This is a genomic window from Lutibacter citreus (genome assembly GCF_003260195.1).
Lineage (GTDB): Bacteria > Bacteroidota > Bacteroidia > Flavobacteriales > Flavobacteriaceae > Lutibacter > Lutibacter citreus.
Genome location: NZ_QEIH01000013.1, coordinates 1 through 22,523 on the forward strand (window position 1 = coordinate 1; position 22,523 = coordinate 22,523).

The 22,523-nt window shown below is 28.0% G+C and carries 18 protein-coding genes; 3 read left to right on the forward strand and 15 right to left on the reverse strand.

What is annotated here, in order from left to right; translation table 11 throughout:
- The first annotated feature begins 100 nt into the window (after nt 1-100).
- The 3 genes from DAD81_RS19305 (at nt 101) to DAD81_RS19315 (ending at nt 4,932) form a co-directional block, all read left to right on the forward strand.
- Complete coding sequence (locus DAD81_RS19305) at nt 101-706, forward strand: phage integrase N-terminal SAM-like domain-containing protein (RefSeq protein ID WP_111709960.1); 606 nt, start codon at nt 101-103, stop codon at nt 704-706.
- A gap of 504 nt (nt 707-1,210) precedes the next feature.
- Nucleotides 1,211-2,353 (forward strand): saccharopine dehydrogenase family protein, encoded by a 1,143-nt coding sequence (locus DAD81_RS19310; protein ID WP_111709961.1) that lies wholly within the window; start codon nt 1,211-1,213, stop codon nt 2,351-2,353.
- A gap of 1,124 nt (nt 2,354-3,477) precedes the next feature.
- A complete protein-coding gene (locus tag DAD81_RS19315) occupies nt 3,478-4,932 on the forward strand; it encodes a hypothetical protein (protein ID WP_157961197.1) in 1,455 nt (484 codons plus the stop codon).
- Between the two features lie 1,388 nt (nt 4,933-6,320).
- Here DAD81_RS19315 and DAD81_RS19320 read toward each other — a convergent pair.
- The 15 genes from DAD81_RS19320 to DAD81_RS19390 form a co-directional block, all read right to left on the reverse strand.
- The gene (locus DAD81_RS19320; protein WP_111709963.1) at nt 6,321-8,684 is read right to left on the reverse strand and encodes a GumC family protein; all 2,364 of its coding nucleotides are present in this window, start codon (nt 8,682-8,684) and stop codon (nt 6,321-6,323) included.
- Between the two features lie 3 nt (nt 8,685-8,687).
- Nucleotides 8,688-9,476, reverse strand: a complete 789-nt coding sequence (locus DAD81_RS19325; protein WP_179950082.1) for a polysaccharide biosynthesis/export family protein — start codon at nt 9,474-9,476, stop codon at nt 8,688-8,690.
- 227 nt (nt 9,477-9,703) lie between these two features.
- Nucleotides 9,704-11,095 (reverse strand): undecaprenyl-phosphate glucose phosphotransferase, encoded by a 1,392-nt coding sequence (locus tag DAD81_RS19330; RefSeq protein WP_111709965.1) that lies wholly within the window; start codon nt 11,093-11,095, stop codon nt 9,704-9,706.
- 6 nt (nt 11,096-11,101) lie between these two features.
- Entirely contained in the window at nt 11,102-11,842 is a 741-nt protein-coding gene (locus DAD81_RS19335) for a WecB/TagA/CpsF family glycosyltransferase (RefSeq protein WP_111709966.1), read from the reverse strand.
- Between the two features lie 20 nt (nt 11,843-11,862).
- The gene (locus tag DAD81_RS19340; protein ID WP_111709967.1) at nt 11,863-13,023 is read right to left on the reverse strand and encodes a glycosyltransferase family 4 protein; all 1,161 of its coding nucleotides are present in this window, start codon (nt 13,021-13,023) and stop codon (nt 11,863-11,865) included.
- A gap of 5 nt (nt 13,024-13,028) precedes the next feature.
- Entirely contained in the window at nt 13,029-14,204 is a 1,176-nt protein-coding gene (locus tag DAD81_RS19345) for a glycosyltransferase (RefSeq protein WP_111709968.1), read from the reverse strand.
- 1 nt (nt 14,205) lies between these two features.
- Entirely contained in the window at nt 14,206-14,727 is a 522-nt protein-coding gene (locus DAD81_RS21170) for an acyltransferase (protein ID WP_111709969.1), read from the reverse strand.
- Nucleotides 14,728-14,739: 12 nt separating this feature from the next.
- Complete coding sequence (locus DAD81_RS19355) at nt 14,740-15,669, reverse strand: phosphotransferase (protein WP_111709970.1); 930 nt, start codon at nt 15,667-15,669, stop codon at nt 14,740-14,742.
- The gene (locus tag DAD81_RS19360; protein WP_111709971.1) at nt 15,669-17,018 is read right to left on the reverse strand and encodes a hypothetical protein; all 1,350 of its coding nucleotides are present in this window, start codon (nt 17,016-17,018) and stop codon (nt 15,669-15,671) included. The genes DAD81_RS19355 and DAD81_RS19360 overlap by 1 nt, the downstream gene beginning before the upstream one ends.
- 102 nt (nt 17,019-17,120) lie before the next feature.
- Nucleotides 17,121-18,044, reverse strand: a complete 924-nt coding sequence (locus DAD81_RS19365; RefSeq protein ID WP_111709972.1) for a nucleotide-diphospho-sugar transferase — start codon at nt 18,042-18,044, stop codon at nt 17,121-17,123.
- Nucleotides 18,045-18,062: 18 nt separating this feature from the next.
- On the reverse strand, nt 18,063-18,884 hold the full coding sequence (locus DAD81_RS19370) for a glycosyltransferase family 2 protein (protein ID WP_111709973.1): 822 nt from the start codon (nt 18,882-18,884) through the stop codon (nt 18,063-18,065).
- Nucleotides 18,866-20,164, reverse strand: a complete 1,299-nt coding sequence (locus DAD81_RS19375) for a hypothetical protein (RefSeq protein WP_111709974.1) — start codon at nt 20,162-20,164, stop codon at nt 18,866-18,868. The genes DAD81_RS19370 and DAD81_RS19375 overlap by 19 nt, the downstream gene beginning before the upstream one ends.
- 66 nt (nt 20,165-20,230) lie before the next feature.
- Complete coding sequence (locus tag DAD81_RS19380; protein WP_111709975.1) at nt 20,231-20,839, reverse strand: acyltransferase; 609 nt, start codon at nt 20,837-20,839, stop codon at nt 20,231-20,233.
- A 3-nt stretch (nt 20,840-20,842) separates the two neighbouring features.
- Nucleotides 20,843-21,511, reverse strand: a complete 669-nt coding sequence (locus DAD81_RS21205) for a CatB-related O-acetyltransferase (protein ID WP_111709976.1) — start codon at nt 21,509-21,511, stop codon at nt 20,843-20,845.
- Between the two features lie 16 nt (nt 21,512-21,527).
- A complete protein-coding gene (locus DAD81_RS19390; RefSeq protein WP_111709977.1) occupies nt 21,528-22,508 on the reverse strand; it encodes a hypothetical protein in 981 nt (326 codons plus the stop codon).
- Nucleotides 22,509-22,523 lie beyond the last annotated feature (15 nt).

The following is a 22,523-nucleotide window of genomic DNA, read 5'->3' on the forward strand; positions in this document are numbered from 1 at the left end:
AACAATAAAACTGTTTAATACTGATAACAAACTACTTATACTCTTGAACACTTCAAATTCGATATTAAAATCAAATTAATTTTAATATATTTGAAATGCTATGAATCAAAATCACATCTCTTCTACAAAAGTTACTTTAAAAAAGGTAATTCACAGAAAAAAATCAGTTATTCTATTTATATTCAAATATGATGATAAAATAATTAATTTTTTGCGGCAAAAAAGTATTTTTAGATGGAGTAAAACTTTAAAAAGTTGGTATTGTGAATTTACTGATATAAACCTGAAAATTGTAAAAAAAGATATTGTTCCATTTCTTAAATTTACTTTTGATAAAGATAGTTTCAATTCTGAAAAATTAAAATATTATAAAAACAGAAATCTTTCTGATGAAAATAAAATACTTATAAATTATTATGTAAAGTATTTAAAAGGAAAAAAATATAGTGATAGTACTATTAAAACATATTTTGGATTTCTAGCTGATTTTATTGATTATGTACAACCTAAAATCATTTCCGATTTAACAAATAGAGATATTGAAAAATTTTTAGAGGATATGTTTGTTGCCAGAGAATATGGTATAAGTTCACAGAGACAATTTATTAGTGCTATTAAGTTATTTGCGGTTTTTTACCCAGAATGTAAAATTAAAGGTCTTGAGCTAACACTGTATTTTCCTGAAATAGGAAAACTAAAAAATTAAACAACTTATTACAAAAAAAGATAAAAAAAAGTTTCCATCCCAAAAAAACCTATAAAAAAGTAGGAATCAATTTAAAATTACTCATCATTGAGCAAATTCATTTTTTTAGCAGATTAGAATCGGGTATTTTTACATAAACCTTTTTAAGAGCATTTTTTCAACTCCCTATCTTTCCATGAAATTATATATGATGGTTTATTTTTTGTATTTTACATTATGCAAAGAAAAAAAAGAAAAAAATACTATTTTCAAGATAAACTTTTAAAAATAAAAGGTAATTTACTGGTGGCTTTATTATTTCTTTTAATTTGTATTGTATCTTTTTTTGTTTATAATTTAATTTATTAGGATTCTTACATTTTTACTAGATATAAATTTAGGTTTTGTTTTTATAATAATAAATAGATTATAACTAATAATTAAAACTGTAAAATTCTTTAGACTTAAGTTATAAAATCATTTCTAAATTCTAAAAGTTAGCCTAAAAATTTGTAACTTTCTTATATGAGAAAGCATTATAATATTGTTATTGCAGGAGCCGGTGGAATAGCAAAAGCAGTTGGTTTATTATTGGTGGAATGGAGTGAGGTAACACCAACTCTTTACATTGGAAATCGAACGCTTTCAAAAGCGTTAAAGGTAGCAAAATGGATTAAAGAAGGCACTAACAAACCTTGCTTCATTAAAGGTTTTCACCTTCCGGAAGAAGGCATTACCAATGAAATGGAAGAAATAATGCAGCAAAGTGATATTCTACTTGACTGCCTACCCGGTAGCTTAGCCCCTAAAATGGCTCAGTTTTCTAAAACTTTCCAATTACATTATGCAAACCTTACAGAATATGTTGCAGAAACTGAAAAAATAAAAGAATTGGCAAAGGATGCCAAAACAGGATTTGTACTTCAAACAGGTTTGGCCCCTGGCTACATAAACTTACTTGCGAACTTGCTTTATAAACAATTTTGTAATGACTTTGAAGTTGTTAAAGTAGACAAGCTAGAATTTAAAGTTGGAGCTCTAACTAAGCATGCCGTTTCACCACATTATTATGGATTTACATGGAGTCCGGTGGGTGTAGCAACTGAATATGTAAAAAACACTTTAGTTCTTAGAAATTTCAAAAAAACAATACTACCCGCCTTGTCGGAAACAGCTACAATTATTATTGATGGCATTACTTATGAAGAAGACTTAACATCTGGTGGTGCGGCAGATTTACCCGATGCACTATCAGATAAAGTATGTTCACTTGATTACAAAACCTTACGACATCCTGGACATTACAAATGGGTTAAACAACAACTAAGCAAATTAGGAAATACACCTAATGCCATTAAGTATTTACAACAAAAAATGCAAGGAATAATACCCCATATGGAAAATGACCAAATTATTTTATACGCTGCAGTTGAGGGTAAAGATAAATTAGGTGTTTTACGTAGACGAGAAATTAGCAAACGTATATTACCTCAAAAAGTAGGAAAACATAAATTGAGAGCTATTCAAACAACTACTGCAGCTCCTTTGGTTCAATCCGCTCAAATGTTGCTTGAAAACAATCTCCGTGGAGTTATCTTACAAAGCCAAATTAACCCTAAGGAATTTTTAAACGGAAATTATATTGTACCCATTTATGGAGAAGTGTAACTTAGAATTACCATTATACTTTGCCAAAATTCATGCTTACAGTTATTGCAATGAGTACTACAACTATACATCATTGACTATATTCAGAATGGTCAAATTTGTACATGAAAATAAAGTTCTTTGGAATAATAGAATATTAGGTATCAGTAAACTAGACGAAATAAAAAGATTAAAAGAACATCACTTTATACAGAAACCTTTATTTAAAACAAAAAACTGATTCAAATTTTTTTTCATCTTCTAACGGATAAAAAATAGTTTGAACCGAATAAATAAGCAAAAAAAGTTCAACCAATATTCAGTATAATACAAAATAATTTTCTTTTATTTCGGAGGTTAATTTCCATCTATTAATATAACACCAAGTTTTTTGGCTAGTTTTTCTAATTCAACTTCGTGCCCTTGAATATCACCATTTATATAATATTTCATAAACATATCCAATAATACTACTCCGAGTAAAATTAGTTTTAGAAATTTCTTCCTATTTCTCTATGAAACCATTTCTGATTCAAAATATTTTCTAGGTGAAATTTGTGAACATTGGGATACTAACTAACAAAAGAAATAATGAAAGATTATTTATATTTAGGAACAAATTAAACTATATATAGTTTTAAATATACCAATATTACTAAAGAAATTACAATTTAAATAATATTCTCATTATAAAGCTGTTAAAATCCGAAACAGTATGGTTCCCCCTTACTTTTTCTATGTTTATTTCTTGTAATAATTCAATTAAAAATAGTTATTTTTGCATCTTATTATTAAAAACAAATTTAAATTCTTTTAAACCCCAAAATTTAAATATTATGAATAATTACAATCGTATTAAAATCAGAAAATTCAACAATTACCTAACTCTAGGTACACTTCAAATAACTTTTAATTTAAAAATGACAAATTAATAAAAAAAACCTGAAATATTTGAAGAAAAATTAATCTCAAAGAACAATCTTAAAGTCTAAAATTATCCTTTTGAATAATAAAATACAAATGAAAGATTCAAAAAATCTTTTAAAAATTATAAAACTCAAAATAAAAACATCAAAATCAATTTGTTGTTTGGAAAATATAGACTTTATATTAAAATAAATTAAACCCCAAAAACCCCACCCAACATGATGAAAATTCCTATTTATTTCGTAATTCTATTTCTCACATTATCTTGTGTTGAAGATGATATTCTAATTACTGAGCAAGAAATTGTAAATAAAATTGATACACCTAAAATTATTAACTACACATATTTATTTACTGAACAAGCAAAAAACACCCTTAAAGAAAGATTTGAAACTGATTATGTTACAGGCTCTGGTTTTACTTCTGATTTTAGCCATATAAAAGATGCTCTACCTGATTTTTTAACTTCCCCTGACAAATATAGACCAGAGTTTGGCCTTAATTGGAATATCACACGAGGCGGAGAAATAATACATCAGGCAGGCTTGTATGCTTATGCTATGGAGGATGTTGAGATTGCTAATGTAGTTGCTGCTGAACTATTAGAAACAATTAACATGAATGACTTAAAGGATCCTTTTTGGGATATAAATCATAATTTTAGTATTCATTATGCATTAATGATTCAGACTTCAAAAGTCAAAAAATTAAAGGATACATATTATTTAATAAAGGGTCTTACAGATATTTTAACAGAGAATGAAAAAAATGACATTGAAACATGGTTTAAGGACTATAAAAATTTAGTACAGAATTGGTTTATGTCTCGTATGGACCACTATTTAGGAGCTAATTGGGAAAATATAGGTATTAGCAGAGCATATCCTGAAGGTCTTTTTCCAATTCAATACAATGATCCATTTCCTATTAAAAATAGCAAAGGTAATAACATGGTTGAATATGCGGTAACTTGGTTTCAAGACCACTTTAATAATAGAGTACTAGACCAAGTTGCTTACTTGCATTCTTGGGCCGTTTATAACGAAGATTTAGAGCTAGAACATTGTACTCGTGAATTTTTTAAATTGGCAATAAAATATGTGACTTGGTCTGATGGTACTTATTGGGAATTGATAAGAAATAATTCTAAAGACAATACACTTGGTGTATTTTATACTAATATTTCCTTAACTTCTTTGATTTATATGGCACATTTAGACTCCCAAGCAAATCATTTTCCAAACGATAAATTATATGATTTTAAAACTACCGACGGTATAATAAAAGGGTCTACCAATTTAACCGTAAAACCATATTTAGGAGGTAGTACGACTGATGGTATTACTAAAAAAAGTATAAAAACTTTAATTATGGGGCAATCTAAATATTTAAGAAATTCTGCAAATGGTGGTTGGAACGATGTAAGATTTAATAACGGAAAACCAATGTCTACGGTAAACACAAGAGAAAATTCAGTTATAGCTGCAATAGCTAATATCTACTATCAAGATAAAGACCTTAAAGATTATTATTTATATAATACTTCTGTTGGTTATCCACAAAAATTTGCTATTTATGAAGGTTACGGAACGGCTGAAGATTCTGGAGGATGGGCTAATCTTATAATTGGCGGCGCTTGGTTTGAACAAGAACAAAATTACAACAAATTCTAAACATAAATTTAAAAAGTATAATAATGCTTTATATTGAAATAAAACGTTATTATACTTTTTAAGTTAAGCAGTCATTTATTATTTCTCGAGAAAATTGTTGTCCCCACAACGGTAGTAATTCAAGAAAAGTAATAATACGACTGCCTTTAATTATTTCATTTTTTAATTATTAATTCAAATCTGGTTTTTATTAATAAGCCAATTTTATGCCCTTAACTCCATTTGAAAAATTAACACAACTAAAAAAACATAAAATACCAAAAATCTTTTTTCCTCAATTATATTATGAAGTTATATAGAGAGAGTTTTTCTATTTTATAATTAAGCAGCCATATATCATTTCTCGAGAAAATTGTCGTCCCCACAACGGTAGTAATTCAAGGAAAGTAATAATACGACTGCCTTTAATTATTTCATTTTTTCAATTATAAATTCAATTCTTATGTTTAATTAATAAGTTGATTTTGTGCCCTTAACTCCATTTGAAAAGTTGGTGCAAGCAATGAAAATCTAAAAAAATATTATATACTAACAGTCTTTTTTTCTCAATCATATTATATAGTTGTAAAAAAAGTTCTTATTTTTTATTAAGCAGCCATATATCATTTCTCAAGAAAATTGTCGTCCCCACAACGGTAGTAATTCAAGGAAAGTAATAATATGACTGCCTTTTAATTATTTCATTTTTTTAATTATAAATTCTATTCTAATTTTTAATTAATAAGCTCATTTTGTGCCCTTAACTCTATTTGAAATTATGTATTTATAAATTGTTTATACCTAATTATTTGATAATAAAACTTTAAGTTGATTATTCATTATAATAACTGTATGAGAATCTAACCTAATTACTATGAATTTGTGATTTTTAAAAGAGTTAAAACTCGATCTAGAGCAACAACATCTAAAGAATTCTACTATATTTAAACTCTAAATTAGCTTAAAGATTCCTCTACAGGGATTAATATTCAATCACCTTTAAGTTTATTTATTCATTTTTAAATTATTACTAATACTAAAAGCTTAATAATAATCTTAAGGTCAGTATGTATTTTTTCACCTAAAAATGTAAAATTCAAAATATTATTCAATTCAATAAGCTTTGAGATCCAAATTAACAAGTAAAATATGAAAATTGATATTGATATTGATATACATTCAAAGAAAAGTAATATTTGACTTATGTTATAAAAGAGATGAATCTTTAAATTCATAGTCATGCTCCTTGAGACATTCCATTATAAATTTCTATCAATAAAAAAATCAGAACTTAATACATTTAAATTTGTCATAATTTTTATTAAGCATAAACTTAAACTAATAGTAAAGAATTTGATACTTCCAATAAAAAGGAAGCATAATAACCTATCTTACTATTATAAAAGACATTAAAGTTTAAGTAGTTTTTTCCACCAAGACTTTTTAGTTAACTCTTCCCCATAACCATATCCATATCCATATACATAACCCCTTTCTAAATCAATATCATTCAGTACAACAGCCATATTAGATAGCCTTTTTTCTTCATATAATAACGCTGGAATTTCTAACATTCTTTTATCTAAATAATCTGCTCTAATAGCATACAAAAACAAATCAGCATGTTTACTTATTAACAGTGTGTCTGTTACTAATTTTACTGGAGAAGTATCTACAATAACATAGTCATAGTGCTCTTTTCCATACTTTAAAACTTCTTCAAAACGGCTACTTTGTAGTAATTCAGATGGGTTTGGAGCAACAACTCCAGCATGTATTACATCAATATTAAGGTTCTTTACAGTAGAAATTACATTTTTAATTAATAAAGATGTATCCGTTAAATAATGTGACAATCCTTTTCCAAATTTTATATCTAAGTATTCTTCCAATTTAGGTTTTCTCAAATCTGATCCAATCAATAACACTTTCTTATTAGATAGTGCCAAAACAGATGCTAAATTAACAGCAATAAAAGTTTTTCCTTCTCCAGAAACTGTAGAAGTCACAAAAATAGTTTTTGATTTTCCTTCAAAACCAACCAACATAAAATCTAAATTTGTTCGTAACATTCTAAAAGATTCAGCAATACCGCTTCTTTCCTCTTTACCTACCACTATTTTGTTAGTGCCCAAATATTTTGGAATATCTCCTATATAGGGCGCTTTTACAACAGCTTCAATATCTTTTCTGCTATGTACCTTATTATCTAATAAAAATTTAATATATAAAATAACAATTGGTATTATTAAACCTACCAATAGGAATGCTAAATAAACTATTTTTCTTTTTGGTGAAACAGGATATTTACTACCATGTGCTGCATCTATAATTTTTGCATTGGGAGCAGTTACAGCCAAGGAAATTGCATTTTCTTCTCTTTTTTCTAATAAGTATAAAAATAATGTTTCTGTAATTTTCTGTTGGCGTTCAATATCTCTATACTCTCTTTCTTGCCTGGGTACAGAAGAAATTTTTGAATTAAGACGATAATCTTGTTTTTGAATATCTTTCAATGAAATTTTCACAGTAGATTCTAAATTAGATAAACTTTGAAGAATACTAACTCTCGTTCTTCCAATCTGATCTTCTAAATTTAAAAGTATAGGATTTAACTTTCCTGAGCCTTTTTTCAATCTATTATAATTCAATAATAATTCATTATATTTTAAGGTACTTGCATTTAAATTAGCGTCTGCCAATCCTAAATTAGAAGGCACCAAATCATGTGTGTTTTCTTGCACATGTTTAGATACGAATTCTACTAACTTTAATTGTGTATTAAGGTCTACTATTTTCTGTTCAACATTGCTGTTAGTTGATAAAATTAATTGTGATTCGGCCTGTATATTTGTTAATTTATTCGTGGTTTTAAAGGTTTCAACACCTTTATCAACAACTGATAAATCTTCTCGTATTACATCCAAACGCTCAGTAATAAAAATATCTGTATCTTTTGCTATAGAACTTTTATCCTCAATTGCATTTTTATTGTACACTTCTACTAATTTATCTATAATATCTTTAGCTTTAGATCTTATTGGAAATGTCATGCTTAAATTAATTAAGCTTGATTTTTTGTCATTTGGCTCAATTGATACGGCATTTTTATAACTTTCAACAGTATCCTCTAAGGGTCTAATATATAAAAATAGTTCTTCATTTATATAATTCTCAATAGTTGATAAGGCGCTTAACTTAAATGAAATCCATTTATATGTTACTAGCTCTCCAAATGCATATTTACCAATAATTTCCTTGTCTTCATTAAGAATATTAAACGATTCTTTTGATAGGATTGAAATTCTAATAGCAGCACCTAATTTTGATAATTCTGGCTGATCTTCCCCAAATACAACAGCAAAAGGTGCATTATCCTTATATAGTTCAATATCCGCAACTTTTCCTACATTAAAAATACTAACATTCAATTGTAATTCCTTTACAACCGTTTCCATTAAAGACCTAGATCTTAAAATCCCAATTTCATTGTCAATATTTGCTTGTGAACCTCCAATTAGGCCTAAATCTTCAAAAGCAGATAACTCAGAAGACAATCCTCCATTTTTTTCATCGTCAATTAATATTGTTGAAGACACTTGATATTGTTGTGGAGTATACCTTAAATAAAAATAAGCAGCTAAAATTGAAAGCACACCGGCTATAAAAAACCATTTCCAATAAAACAAATACTTCTCAAATAGCTCTCTAAAATTAATAGATTCATCATCATCTTGAAAAATAGCATTAAAATTATTCATTTCTTTCTTCATAATTTATTTTATTAATATGGCTAAAATTGTAATTAAAATTGAAATAGACGAAAGAATTACTCCGGCATTTGAGCTAACCGCAGATGAATTTGATTTAGCCTTATTCGGAGCTATATAAAGCACATCATTTTGTGACATATAAAAATAGGGAGATTTAAACAATTCTTTATCCGTTAAATCTAAACGAATATACTGCCTCTTTTTATTTTGTTCTCGAATTAATGTTATGTCATTTCTTTTTCCATAAATTGATAAATCACCTGCTAAGCCTATAGCATCTAAAATAGAAATACGCTCATTTGTACTTGTATATGAACCTGGTTTATTTACCTCACCCAATACTGTAACTTTAAAATTTATTAACCTAATATTAACTAGCGGCTCTGTAATATAAGACGCTTTTAAAATATCACTTAACTTTGTTCTTAACTGCATTGTTGTTAATCCTGCTACTTGCAAACTCCCCAAAACTGGAAAATTAATAAAACCTTCAGCATCTACTAAATAATTTATTGGCTTTGCCATTCCTGATGCACCTTCTATAACCGGTGACTCATATAAATTAAACGCTAATGCTGTTTCTCCTTCTATTGCGGATACATGTATAGATAAAATATCACCTATTTGCAATTTAGGTTCAAAATTTATAATTTCTTCAAAACCTTCTAATTCAGACACTCCTTGAAAATAGGTAACCTTCTTAGGTGATGCACAACTTGCAAAAAGTACTACCAAACTAATAAAAAAAAATTTTAACATTCTTTTTTGTAATATTTTTTTATTCTTTTTCATTTTTAAAATATTCATTTAAACTTTTAAATTTTTTATATTAAATTAATCTGTTATTCTTTTTTATAAAATTAAATATTACGAATATAACTATTTCTAATAAAATGTTGTAACTTATATATCAATAACTAAATTTCTGAATTTGCTTCAATTCCCATAACCTTAATTTATGCTAATCAGGTAGTGCATATGATTAATTCAATGTTATTTTTATTTTGTTAAATTTTACACTAAAACGCATTTTTATCCCCACGAATAAATACCTGCCATGCGGTTAATACTATAATTTTAATATCTAACATTAATGTCCAATTTTCTATATACCATATATCTGCCTCTGCTCTATTAGCCATATCTTTTATTTCTTTGGTTTCCCCTCTAAAACCTTTTACTTGTGCCCAACCGGTTATTCCTGGTTTTGCAAAATGCCGTACCATAAATTTATGTACAGATTGCTTGTAGGAATCCGTATGTGCCAACATATGTGGTCTTGGACCTACAACAGACATATTACCAATTAAAACATTAAAAAACTGTGGCATTTCATCCAAACTTGTTTTTCGTAATATTTTACCTATAGAAGTTATTCTGGCATCATTTTTTGAAGCTTGTAAAGAATCGGAGTCAGTATTCACTGTCATACTTCTAAATTTTAAACATTTAAATGCTTCTCCATCTTTTCCGGAGCGCATTTGACTAAAAAAAATAGGTCCTTTACTATTTAATTTAATAAGTATCGCCAGTAATGGAAACAACCATACTCCAATAAAAACAAGCACAAATATTGCGAAAAATATATCAAATATACGTTTAGTAATCCTACTCGACATGCTTTCCAAAGGCTCTTTCCTTAAACCTAAGAATGCTAAATTATCAATATAATTCATATAAAACTTCTGAGAAAGATAATCGGTAAAATTAGGCATTACATTTACACGTATTAAATTATTATCTGCATAACTAATATATTTATTAATAAGATAAGATTGATTCGCCGGTAAAGAAATAAATAAGGAATCGGCCTGATTACTCTCTAAATAAGGAATTAATTCAGCTTCTGTTCCTTTAAAATAAGGTTGTAATGATTTTGGGATTTCAGTATCTGAAAATATATATTGTAACTTATAACCATTTTCTGGTTCTAACAATACATCTTTTATCAATTGTTCTATTTTTATATTATACCCTAAAATAATTACATTTCTGACATTATACCCTTTTTTACGATAAGCTTTAAAAACAACCACCAACATCATATGCCAGCAAATAAGCATAATTCCAAAAGACACAATAGTTATTAAAAAAAATTCTCTAGAAAATTTATAATCTATTCCAACATATAAAAATGCAGCACTTATCATGGCAAATACCGCAATACCATACACGGTTTTTGACACTATTTTATCCATGTGAATAATTCTTGGAAAATCGTACATTTTTAATTTGACGGTTATAATCCCCCAAAGTACTAACGCCCCTATATATGGAAAAACATATATCTTTCTTAAAGGATTTACTCCATTAAAAACAATATAACCTGCAGTTAAAAAAGCATTGCATAATAACAACGCATTTATTAAAAAAGCAGGAATTGGTAAGTATTTAATTCTTCCTTTTGGCATAGCTATTTATTTAATTTTTTCATTAAATAAGGTTTGAAACTTTTCATTTACTACATAATATACAAATTTTGTGTTTCCTATTAAATATCTGCGCCACATTCGTTTTGGTTCTTTTATAAGGCGATACAACCATTCTAAACCCATATTAACCATCCATTCTGGAGCTCTTTTCACAGTGCCAGCATAAAAATCAAATACAGCACCTATAGAACATATTACAGTAGTATTTAATTCATTTTTATGCTCGTATGCCCATTTTTCTTGTTTTGGTGCTGTCATACCAACAAAAAGAATATCTGGATGAAAAGCATTTACTTCAGCAATCATTTCATCCTCTTCTTCTTTAGAAAATATCACTTTATAAGGTGGTGAGTAACTACCTACTATTATAGCTGGATACTCCTTTTTAATTCTATTTTTTATAAGTTGCAGTGTACTCTCAGAAGCACCTAAATAAAATACTTTTTGACCTTTTAAATTAGCTTCTAAAAGTAAATGTTTATGTATATCCCAACCTGCAATTTTTTGAATTTTTTTATTGCCTAATAATTTAGCAGCAAACACTATACTAGTACCATCTGGCAACAACACATCACTTCTTTCTAATACCTCTGAAAAGTATGCGTCATTTTTTGCAATACAATACGAATACGCATTAATTGTATTTATATTGCATTTACTATCAGTTTTAATTTCTGATAGGTTTTTACTAAAAACACTATTTTTAACTGTTTCTGCTAAATTCATATGTGAGGAAATTCTATTAATTATAGTAATTTATTATATATAGTCTCTAAATTATTAAAATATACTTTTGAACTATACTTATTTTTAACCTTAATAAATGCATTTGCACCAAACTTTTGATATAAAGTATTATTATTCCATATTTTTTCGATGCAGCTAGCAAGCGAATTACTATTATTAGGTGAGAATAATAGACCATTAAAATTATCTTCAACAATCTCAGGGTAACCAGCCATATTTGGAGCTATTATTGGTAATTTATGTACCATAGCCTCAGGAAAAACCATTGGAAAACCTTCATACCAAATGCTTGATAAAACTAAACAACGTGCATTTTTATAAAAAGCTTCAAATTCCTTTCCAGAAAGCATACCTCTTAAAATAACATTTTCAGGGATTTCCAATTCCTTCTCATACCCTTCACGTATTCCCCCTGCTAATTGAAAAGAAATATGCGGTAATTTTTTAGCTGCAGCAAGTAATAATGGAATCCCTTTTTCTGGACTAATACGCCCCGCAAAAGCAATATAATTTCTTTCTTCAATATTGTAATCTACTTCCTTAATTTGTTTATTATAAAAATTTGGTAATACTTCACATTTCTCACTTGAAAAACCATTAGCTACTAATTTATTTTTTTGAAATTTAGTTAAACACAAAAACACATCTACATTACTAGTATAATATTCCCTTTTCCTTGCCCAAAAATTACGCAAAGCATACCCCGTACTTTTAAAAAAAGAGTTTTCACAATTATTGGAAATACAATTTAATTCTTTGTTTTTTCCTGTACATTTTTCACATATTTTATTATTATTAAAAAATAAACCATTTGGGCATAACAAACGATAGTTATGCACTGTTATAACAATAGGTATGCCCATTTTTTTTATAACAGGTAAAATGGCTGGTGAAACCAAAGGATATAAATTGTGAACATGAACTACATTCGGCTCTTCCTTTTTAATTAATTGTTTTATTTCTCTAATTGTTTTTAGATTATAAAAAGCTGTGAAAAACGACTTTATTTTACCAAATTTAATCGAAGTGATTTCTTCACTACTTCTAAAGTAAGTAACAACTTCATGCCCATTACTTCTTAACCAGTTAATTTGTGCTTCTACTACAGCTTCTTCCCCGCTGTAACTACTATATTTATTATGAATGATTAGTATTTTCAAAATTATTATTTATCTAAAATAGTTTTAATTCTTTTTATTTTAACCTCTTCCCTAAAATAATTGTTATAACAATTCATTATTTTATCTGATTCAACACTTAAAATATCATCATTTAGAAGCTTCTTTAATGATAATTTAATTTTTTCTAAATCATCATTGTATGATTCCAAATCAAATGAGAATCCAACTTTTTTATTTAAATAAACTTTATGTGCACCCGTATTTGTTACAAAAAAAGGAACACCGTAACTCATCGCTTCCAACAATGATGCAGCACCTGAGTCATGTAATGACATAGATACAAATAAAGATGCTTTTTTTAAATGAGATAGCATATCTTCTCTATGTTCAAACCTTTTAAAATGAAAAATATTTTTGTTTTCCAAGAAAGGTTTTATTTTATCGTAATAAGGACCATCACCAATTATTGTTAACGTATATTCTGTCTTATTTTCATTTGTAAATTCATAAAAAGCTTGAACAAATAAATGAGTCATTTTCCAATCTATTAATCTATTCGCAATAACTATTGTTTTGGATTTCTTCAACGTACTTATTTCTTTATCTTCATCAAAAACCATTATTTCGGTAGAAACTTTTTTGTGAAAAATTTTAGGAATCATATTTGCACTATCAGGCGATGAACAAATAATGTTAGTAGAATTTATACAACCTGCATAAAATAGAGGATTTATATAAATTGAATATCGCATCAATAATCGTAATAATTCTTTTATTATATCAATGATTTTAAATGCTGAAAGATATTTTATGGGAAAAGATTCTCCTCCTCCAATTGGCCCCCAAACAAACTTATATGGTAAAATAAAAAAAATAGGAGGAAAATACATTGGGGTAAAAGTGAGTTGGTGAATAATTACATTTTTATAGTTTTTATGGTTAAAAAGAAGATGTATAAAAACTAAAAATTGCCATATAAAATAATAAATACGTACTCCTAATATTTTTTTTAGAAATAAAAACCTTCTATTAAGGTCAATTCCTTTTACCTTTAAATTTTTATTTTTGAATAAAGAAGAAACGTCATTATTTTTTCTAGTTATTAAAAGAATTGATTCTTTTTCAAAAATATCTGAAATAGCCTTTGTCCAATAATAACCTACTCCTGGCTCAGAACCTTTATTTTCACAAGCATATGCTATAATAATTCGGTTTATCATATCACTTATTTTTTCTGTCTTTTATTTTTTTTGCAGGTACTCCTCCATAAATAGAATAACGCTCAACATCTTTAGTTACAACTGATCCTGCTCCAATAATTGAACCTTCACCAATTATTACACCAGGCATTAAAATACTCCGAGCTCCTATCCAGCAACCATCTTGTATCGTTACTCGTTTGCAGGGGAAATAACCTTGTTTAATTAGTGGTACTTCTATAGAATCATCTTTATGTCTTACAGAAAGAATAACAACATCAAAACCCATCATTACATTTTCTCCAATTATTGTATCGTTTGCGATACGAGCATTTTCACCAATTTGTGAATAATTCCCAATAATTATATTTCTACCTGTTCCAAAATAAGCTCCCTTTTTAATTACAATTTTTTTACCTGATTTGAGAAATATTTTTGAACAAAAAAAAGTTCTAAATTTATCTGAAATAGCACCTAAAGGCATCGATGAAGATGGTAAATATCTTCCTAAAAAGTAATATATTAATAAATATAAATTTTTCATGATTCTTTTGAACTAATTAAATGCAACACTTTTATTTGATAAAAAAATCTTTAATTGATAATAAGGCCTTACTAACCGATTGTTGTTTTTAGATGATTCAATTTTTAATTTGATATCACTAAATTCTAAAAGGTAATTTCCCCAATCATTAATTTCTAGCAATTTAAAAAAATTTGTAATCAACTCTTTATTTTTCTTTATTATTTCTTCAATTTTTATAGTTGGAGATAACAAAAATGAAGTTTGAAAAATATAGGTAAATAAATCATATCCTAATGGGTAAACACCTGCCATTTCCCAATCATAAATATAGAGTTTTCCTGAATCTAACATCATATTCCAAGGACAAAAATCACCGTGTGCAAAACAACTTTTACGTTTTGTAGCAAATATTCTATCTGTATTCAGATGTTGCTTTGACAATTCAATCAAAACACCAAGAATCTGCTCATCTATTTTTTGTTTTCCTAGAGGATTACCTTTTACTATGCTGGTTTTAATTATAGTATAATCATTTTCCGATGCTTGCAAGTATAATTTAGGAACAAAGTTTAGATGATTTAACTGTGCTAATACCTTACCTTCATTATCTACATTTTTACGGGCAATTTCACTTTCTGCATATTTCATAAAGAATTCTTCTCCACTTATAGAATCATAAGCTATGATACTTATCTTTTGCTCTACCCCTATAGTACCTTTATTAATAGCAAAAATAGCCGAATAAGGTAAATATTTTTTGAACCGTTTTATAGGTAAAACAGTGTCTATTGAGTCTTCTCTGCATAACTGACGAACAATCTTCATGTTTTTCCAAACAAACCAAAGTAAACTACCTGCAAAAGTATATGGATGATAAAAAGAAGCAAATAAAGGCTGTTGTTTAAACCCTTCTGGAAAATAATATTGCCTATTAAAGGGGTTGAAATAATAATACTTCATCAAGTTTTATTTTTTTTTGGAATTGATTTAAATCGTTTTCCTAACATATAAGTAATTTCATTCATACTATCATTTATAGATTTTTCAATTGATTGACTAGTATCAACCCAAACTGCACGTTTATGAGTACTACAAAATTTTGATAAAACATTGACTTGTCTTTTCACTTCTTCTAATGATAATTCTGGCTTTCGAGAATAAATTGCTTCTGGATCAGCGCCTAGACAAATTATTAAATCAGGTTCAGGAATAATAAATTGACCTAATCGCAATACCCAATCGGGTAAATTAACACGAGTACGTTGTTTATCAATTCTATAATCGTAATAATAACGATCAAAAATCCACACACTTGATTTGAATGCCTTTTTTGGGAAAATTTTTAATCCATATCCTAAAGTATAATCTAATAAATAATAGCTCCATCGTAAAATTGATCCAAAAAAACCTGAAGCTTCTTTACTGTGCGGATCCCTAACTGGGCCATCAAAATTTTCTTTTTCACCTATTAATTTAGCAATTGAAGGAAATTTGTTTGGCCGTAAATGCTCATAGTAAACGCTATTATGAAAAGCTTCGTTTAAAATTGGACTAATAGAATTGATAATTGTGCTTTTACCAGACCCATCCGTGCCTAAAAAGGCAATAGAATACCCAGGCTGTTTAAATACTCTTTTAATGTAGTTTATTTTATCTAATACATTCTTAATTTTTGAAAATGGACTATTATAAATTTGCTTAAACATAATTTCTCCAAGTATCATACTGTTTTCCTTTATTTCATTTTCTGATAAACCTTTAAAAACTATGTCTACAAAATTTTGTCCATACAATTGAAGAAAAAGCTTTTTGTATTTTTCTACATCTTTTGAAACTTCCGCTACAAACCCTTTAATATATTTATCTTTTGACCATGACTTATGAACTATTTCTTTTAAATAACCAATTAAATATGCCTTATTTAAATCTAAAACCTTAATTCCTTTATAAATAAAAATATTCCCCCTTATCTCCTTAATTGGAAAATATTCATGATTTTGAAAATAAAAACCTTTGAAGAACAAATCTACCTGTAAACCCCAAAATGGATTCTTTTGGCTAAGAATTCGATAAAATAAACCATTATTATTTATATAATAGGATGCTACATTTAACTGATTCTCCAATATTAAATTATTCAAAATATCTAAAAATTGACCAATATCTTTGGGAGAAACAATTATATCTAAATCACTTCCTCCTGTACTTTCAGGTAATTTCTCATACTCTCCTATCACAAAATAATCAATATTTGCATTTGATAAAGAAGAAAAAAGATTACTTAAAAAAAATTGTTTACTTATTAGCATATAATTTTAATATATTTAAAATAGGATGAAAAAAACACAAAACCCGTAATGAATTATAGAATATTATTAACTGAAAAATTATAAAATTTGGCAAAATTCTCTTTAAAATTTAAATTTTATAAAGTTTCCTATCTTGCCCTTGAATCCAATCCATTTTAATCGCTTAAACTCTTTCTGTTCCACTTTTATTTTTTCTAAACTAATATCTAAATTAGTGGGATGTTTCAAAGGCCATAACATCTTTCCATATTTCAAGTTTCTATAAGGATCCTCAGATGTTACATCATAATGAGTACCTCCTTCTGTTGTAATACCCGTATTCATAGATAAATTTGCTTTCATACTAATACACAATCCATTATTTGAAAGAACCGAAAAATTCCATCGAGTAGCCCAAGACTGAAGAGTTTTCAAATGAGTATATGCTCTATTCCAATAGTATTGTCTAAAACAAGCTTGAAAAAAACCATATTCTTTTATTAAAGAACGAAATGAATAATCAGGCCATTTACTCATACTCATATCCATTTTATTCCAAGCTCTCCTCCATGTTGCCCAACCCCAAATAAACGCATTATGTGCAAATATGTATTCATTAGAAACCACTTCGCTGCCATTTGTATTATGCGCACAAATCTGCATTACTTGCTCTTCATTTTTATATAGAGGCAATAACTCTTCACACAATCTGTAAAAATCTTGATGTAACACACAATCATCCTCAACAATTACACCAAATTCTACATGTTTAAAAAACCACGTAATAGCTCCATTAACAGCATTAGCACATCCCAAATTTTCATCTCTAAATAAGGTGTGAACTTCACACTCCCAATTAATCATATTAATTATAGTATTCCTAGTTTTTTCGCACAATTCCTTTTCTTCTTTTTTGTGTTTTCTAGGGCCATCCGCAGCAATATAAAGATGAGTTGGCTTATATTTTTTTATAGATTGAAAAGATTCTATAGCCACATCTTCTCGGCGAAAAATAAGAAATAAAATAGGTGTTTTACTATTTGTCATATAAGTTAATTTTTATTTTTAAAATAAGAAAAGTACTTTCATATGTATAGTTAAGAAATGAAAACATGCCATTATAATTCCATTATGCCTATAATCATATTTAAAAAATTCTATAGGATTATTACCCTGGGGTGCATACAATGATTTGATTCGTGTTGGAAGAGGTAAGTCTTTTTTCTTCCATGACTTTATCTCAGTATTTTCATCGCACATTCCAGAAATAATTGGAGCAATTACAATTCCTATTCCTTTAGCTCGAGCTCTTAATCCATAATCAAAATCACCGAGTGAATGATGAAAGATAAAATCATTCATTCCTACTTTTTTATATACATATCTAGGAATGAGAACTATATTACCATTAAAATAATCACAATCTTGATTTTCTCCGTTTGGAATTATTAATCCTTGGTTTTTCGATCTCCCCCCATAAGTAATTTTTTTATTATTATCAACACCACAAGTTGTACCTGTTATAATTTTATGATTCTTTTCTTTATTGGAGCTTTTTAATAATTCCATTAAACAATTATCAAAAATAAAAGTATCATCATTCAGCCATAGATAAAAATCATAATCATTAGTTTTAGAAGCAGTTTTCCAAGCTAAATGCATTCCTCTATTCCAAAATAAATTACCATCTCCTAGTATTATATTTACTTTTGGAAACTTTTCTTTTATGGCTTCTCCTGTCCCATCTGTAGAGCCATCATCAACCAAAAAAACCTCAAATATATAACCTAGTGGCATTTTATTTAAATAAAGAGCATTTAAACATTTTATTGTTTTATCCTTGCGGTTATGGCAAGAGAGCAGTATTGCTATTTCTTTAACACCCATTCCATTCTTTTTTTGTAAATATAAAATTCTAATTTTCGATAACGATTGTCAAAAATTCCTCGCACCCAAATAATAAATTCTTTATCTGACATAGCACGGAAGGATTTTGAAAAACACATACCTATGGAAATCCAAAGAAAAATATTAGATAAATCGAATCTATTATAATCTTCCACCCAAGCATAAGCCCAACGAAATGCTACATATAATCCCATAATTTTCATGAAAATATTACGAGATTTATTAACTGCCAAATAAGATGCTTTAAAAAATACCGAAAAATATAATAATACACCTATAAGCCCGGTCCAAGTAAAAACATTCATTATAGAAACCTCATTTGAAAATCGTTCCATTTTACCTGTTTTTAATTCGTCTGCCAAAAACCCACCAAAAGATGCTGAATCATTACCTCTAGCAGGCGTTCTCCCCAATAAAACATAATCATGTTTAAGGGCTGATTCTAAAACCTCTATGTATAAAAATGTACGAGTATCTACTGTAAGTTTTGCCTCTCTTTCTTCTCCTTCAACTTCGCTTACCGCTTTGTAATCTCCTTTAATGTATTCATCCATCTTAAAAACATTAAAAATACCACTCAAGCCTAATCCAAATAAAATTATTGGTAAAAAAAGAAGTAATAGTCTACCTATTTCCATTATTTTAGGTCCAACTAATAACCTTATATAATAAATACTAGCAAAAAATATTGGCACTACAAATTTTATAACATTACTACGTGCCCCTAAATCGGAAATAAAAACGATAGAAGTAAAAATAACTAGCACTAACTTCCACTTTTTATTTACTATAGGAAAAAATAAAAATAAAAAAGAAATTGGTATTAAATAGCGTCCTATTGCTTCAGTCCATATAAAAAAATAAAAAATGAAAAATGCGGGTAAACCATATATTAACCAGAACTGTAATATCCTTTGAACAATTCCTTTATTTGTAGTTATATAAATTGATAAAGGCATTAATAAAACCATGGTTGTTGATATTAAATTTTTCCATTCCCAATAATTTTCAGCAACAAATCCCCCCCTAACTATACAAATTATATTCCAAATTAAATATCCAAACAATACATAAAGAAATTTACGGTTTTCTTGATTAAAAAAATAGTTTTTTGACTTAACAAAAACAAACAAGGTTATAGCATAAATAAACCACCATATTGTAGTGTTTCCAATAGGTAAATCAGTCCAAGAATTTACTGATGAAACTGTAATCAACAATATTAGTATTGGAATTGTTTTTAATAAAAGTTTTCTCATTTCTTCAATTAATAAATTTAAATAGTAATATAAACCTCTATAATTAAAAAAAGCATTAATAAATAATTACTTTCCCTTCTTAATAAACTGTGCTGGATTACCAGCCCATATTTCATTTGAAGGGATATCCTTGGTTATTACAGAACAAGCACCAACAATAGAATTTTCACCTATAGTAACTCCTTTTAAAATGGTAGTATGTGCTCCTATGAAAACACTATCCTTTATTCTTACTTTACCCCATTTTGCGTATAATTTATCTTTTGATTTATCCATTCTTAAAGTAGCATCTAATGTGTGAAAATCTGTATCATAAATCACTGTATTACCTCCAATTGTAACGTCATTTCCAATTTCAATTTCATGATTACATACTATTGCTGTGGAACTCATTCCAACATTATTTCCAATTATCAATTTGCCCTCTACCCAAAAAATAGTTTTTTGCTGTCGTCCAATAATGTTATGATTAAAACCACTGTTAATTGATAGGTTTTTTCCAATTATAACTTTACCTCTGCGTGTAACAAATATTTTAACAATACCACGAACTGAAAGATTATTTGAAAATTTAACGCCATTTAAATAAAATACTAACTTTGCGTAAGGAGTATGAAAATAGCTTAATAATATTCGTTTTATTTTTCTGATTCCCTTATAGATAAACGTCACCATAGATTAGTTATTTAAACTATTAATTTTTTCTTTTATCTCATTTAAATCTAATTCCCACCATTTTGAATTAATGAGCCTGTTTATTTTGCCCATAGAGAAACGATGCTTTATTGTTTTAGCAGGAATACCTCCAACTATCGCATAAGGTGGAACATTTTTTGTAACTACTGCACCAGCCGCAATTACAGCTCCATCACCAATTGTAACTCCATCCATAATAATTACTCTTGTTCCAATCCATACGTCATTTCCAACTTTAATCGGTTTGTATTCTTCAAAATTAAGATTTTCATTAACAAATTTAACTCCTAAGGTGTTATGGGTTTTATAGAATAGAGTAGATGTAGAAAACAGATGTAAAGGATGTGCTCCAAGCCCCATTACAACATCATGTGCTATAGAACAATAATTACCAATTGAAGTATTTTGTATAAGTACATTTCTACTGCAATATGTATAATTACCTATATGACTATGATTAATTATTGCCCCTGTTAAAATGTGACTATGTTTCCCTATAGTTGAATCTGACGTAAAACTAGAACCTGCATCGATAATAGATTTTGGAAAACGTTTCTTATTTTCAATATCTCTAGCATTATCATTTGCCAACTTAATGAAACCCTTTATCAACCCTAATGGCATCCAATATATTCTTTTTAATAATTTCATAATTATTTTTAATAAGTTACCAATAACAAGCACCTTCTACCTGTTCTGCATTTTTAGGTTTATTTATATCTCCTGGTCTCTCCCAATGTTCGTTCATTAAACTTAAGTAACTCCCTCTTGAAATCCCCCATTCTTTAACCCCATAATTTGGATCTTCCCAACGTTTACCTCTAATACCAAACAACAGCTGCAAAGCACCACCTAAATGTACTGCTTTTTTACCGCTTCTTTTTACATGTGCAGCTAAAGGAAATCCATAGGCTCCTGCACCTATCAAACATATATCAAAATTTACTTTGTCAATTTCAGATTGCATATAATCAAGGGCTTCAAACCAAGTTTTAAATGAACTTTCGCCTCCTATACTTTGTACAGCTTTTATAGTAATTAATTCGAACGCTGGTAGCACTTCTTTATCAAACAAAATCGTTCGTTTTTTATACTGTGCCTCAATAGTTTCGTTAAAGGGATGTACTACTAAAACTTTTTTTCCTTTTAAAGCAGCCGTCCACGGAATGTTAGACCAAAAAGGCTCTAATAACCTAAGGTGCATATTTAAAGAATTATTGTTTCTATAGACATCAACTTTCTTTTCTTTAAATAACCATGAACCTAAAATGTCAACTTCTTTAATGTCTTTTAACATCAACTCACAAAATTGAGATAGATGTTTTATATCATTAGGAAAAAAACCTGCATTGTTCTGCATACTATCCATTAATTTTTTATTCCACCACCATTGTTCAGTTTTTCCTGTTATATAAGAACGGATTTTATTTTTATGGTTCTGTATAGCCAAATAATTTAATATCATGGATAACTCAAATGCACCAAAACGAGCAATCATGCAAGGAGCATCAGATAATAACTTGTCATATATTGTAATAGAAGCATGTTCTTTGTCCTGAATACCTCTTACAAGTTTAAAAAGTTGTTTCTTGATTGTTTGATAGATCTTACGGAGTGCTTTGAGTGAATATATAGTGAGATTATTCATTTAAGGTTTTTTTGA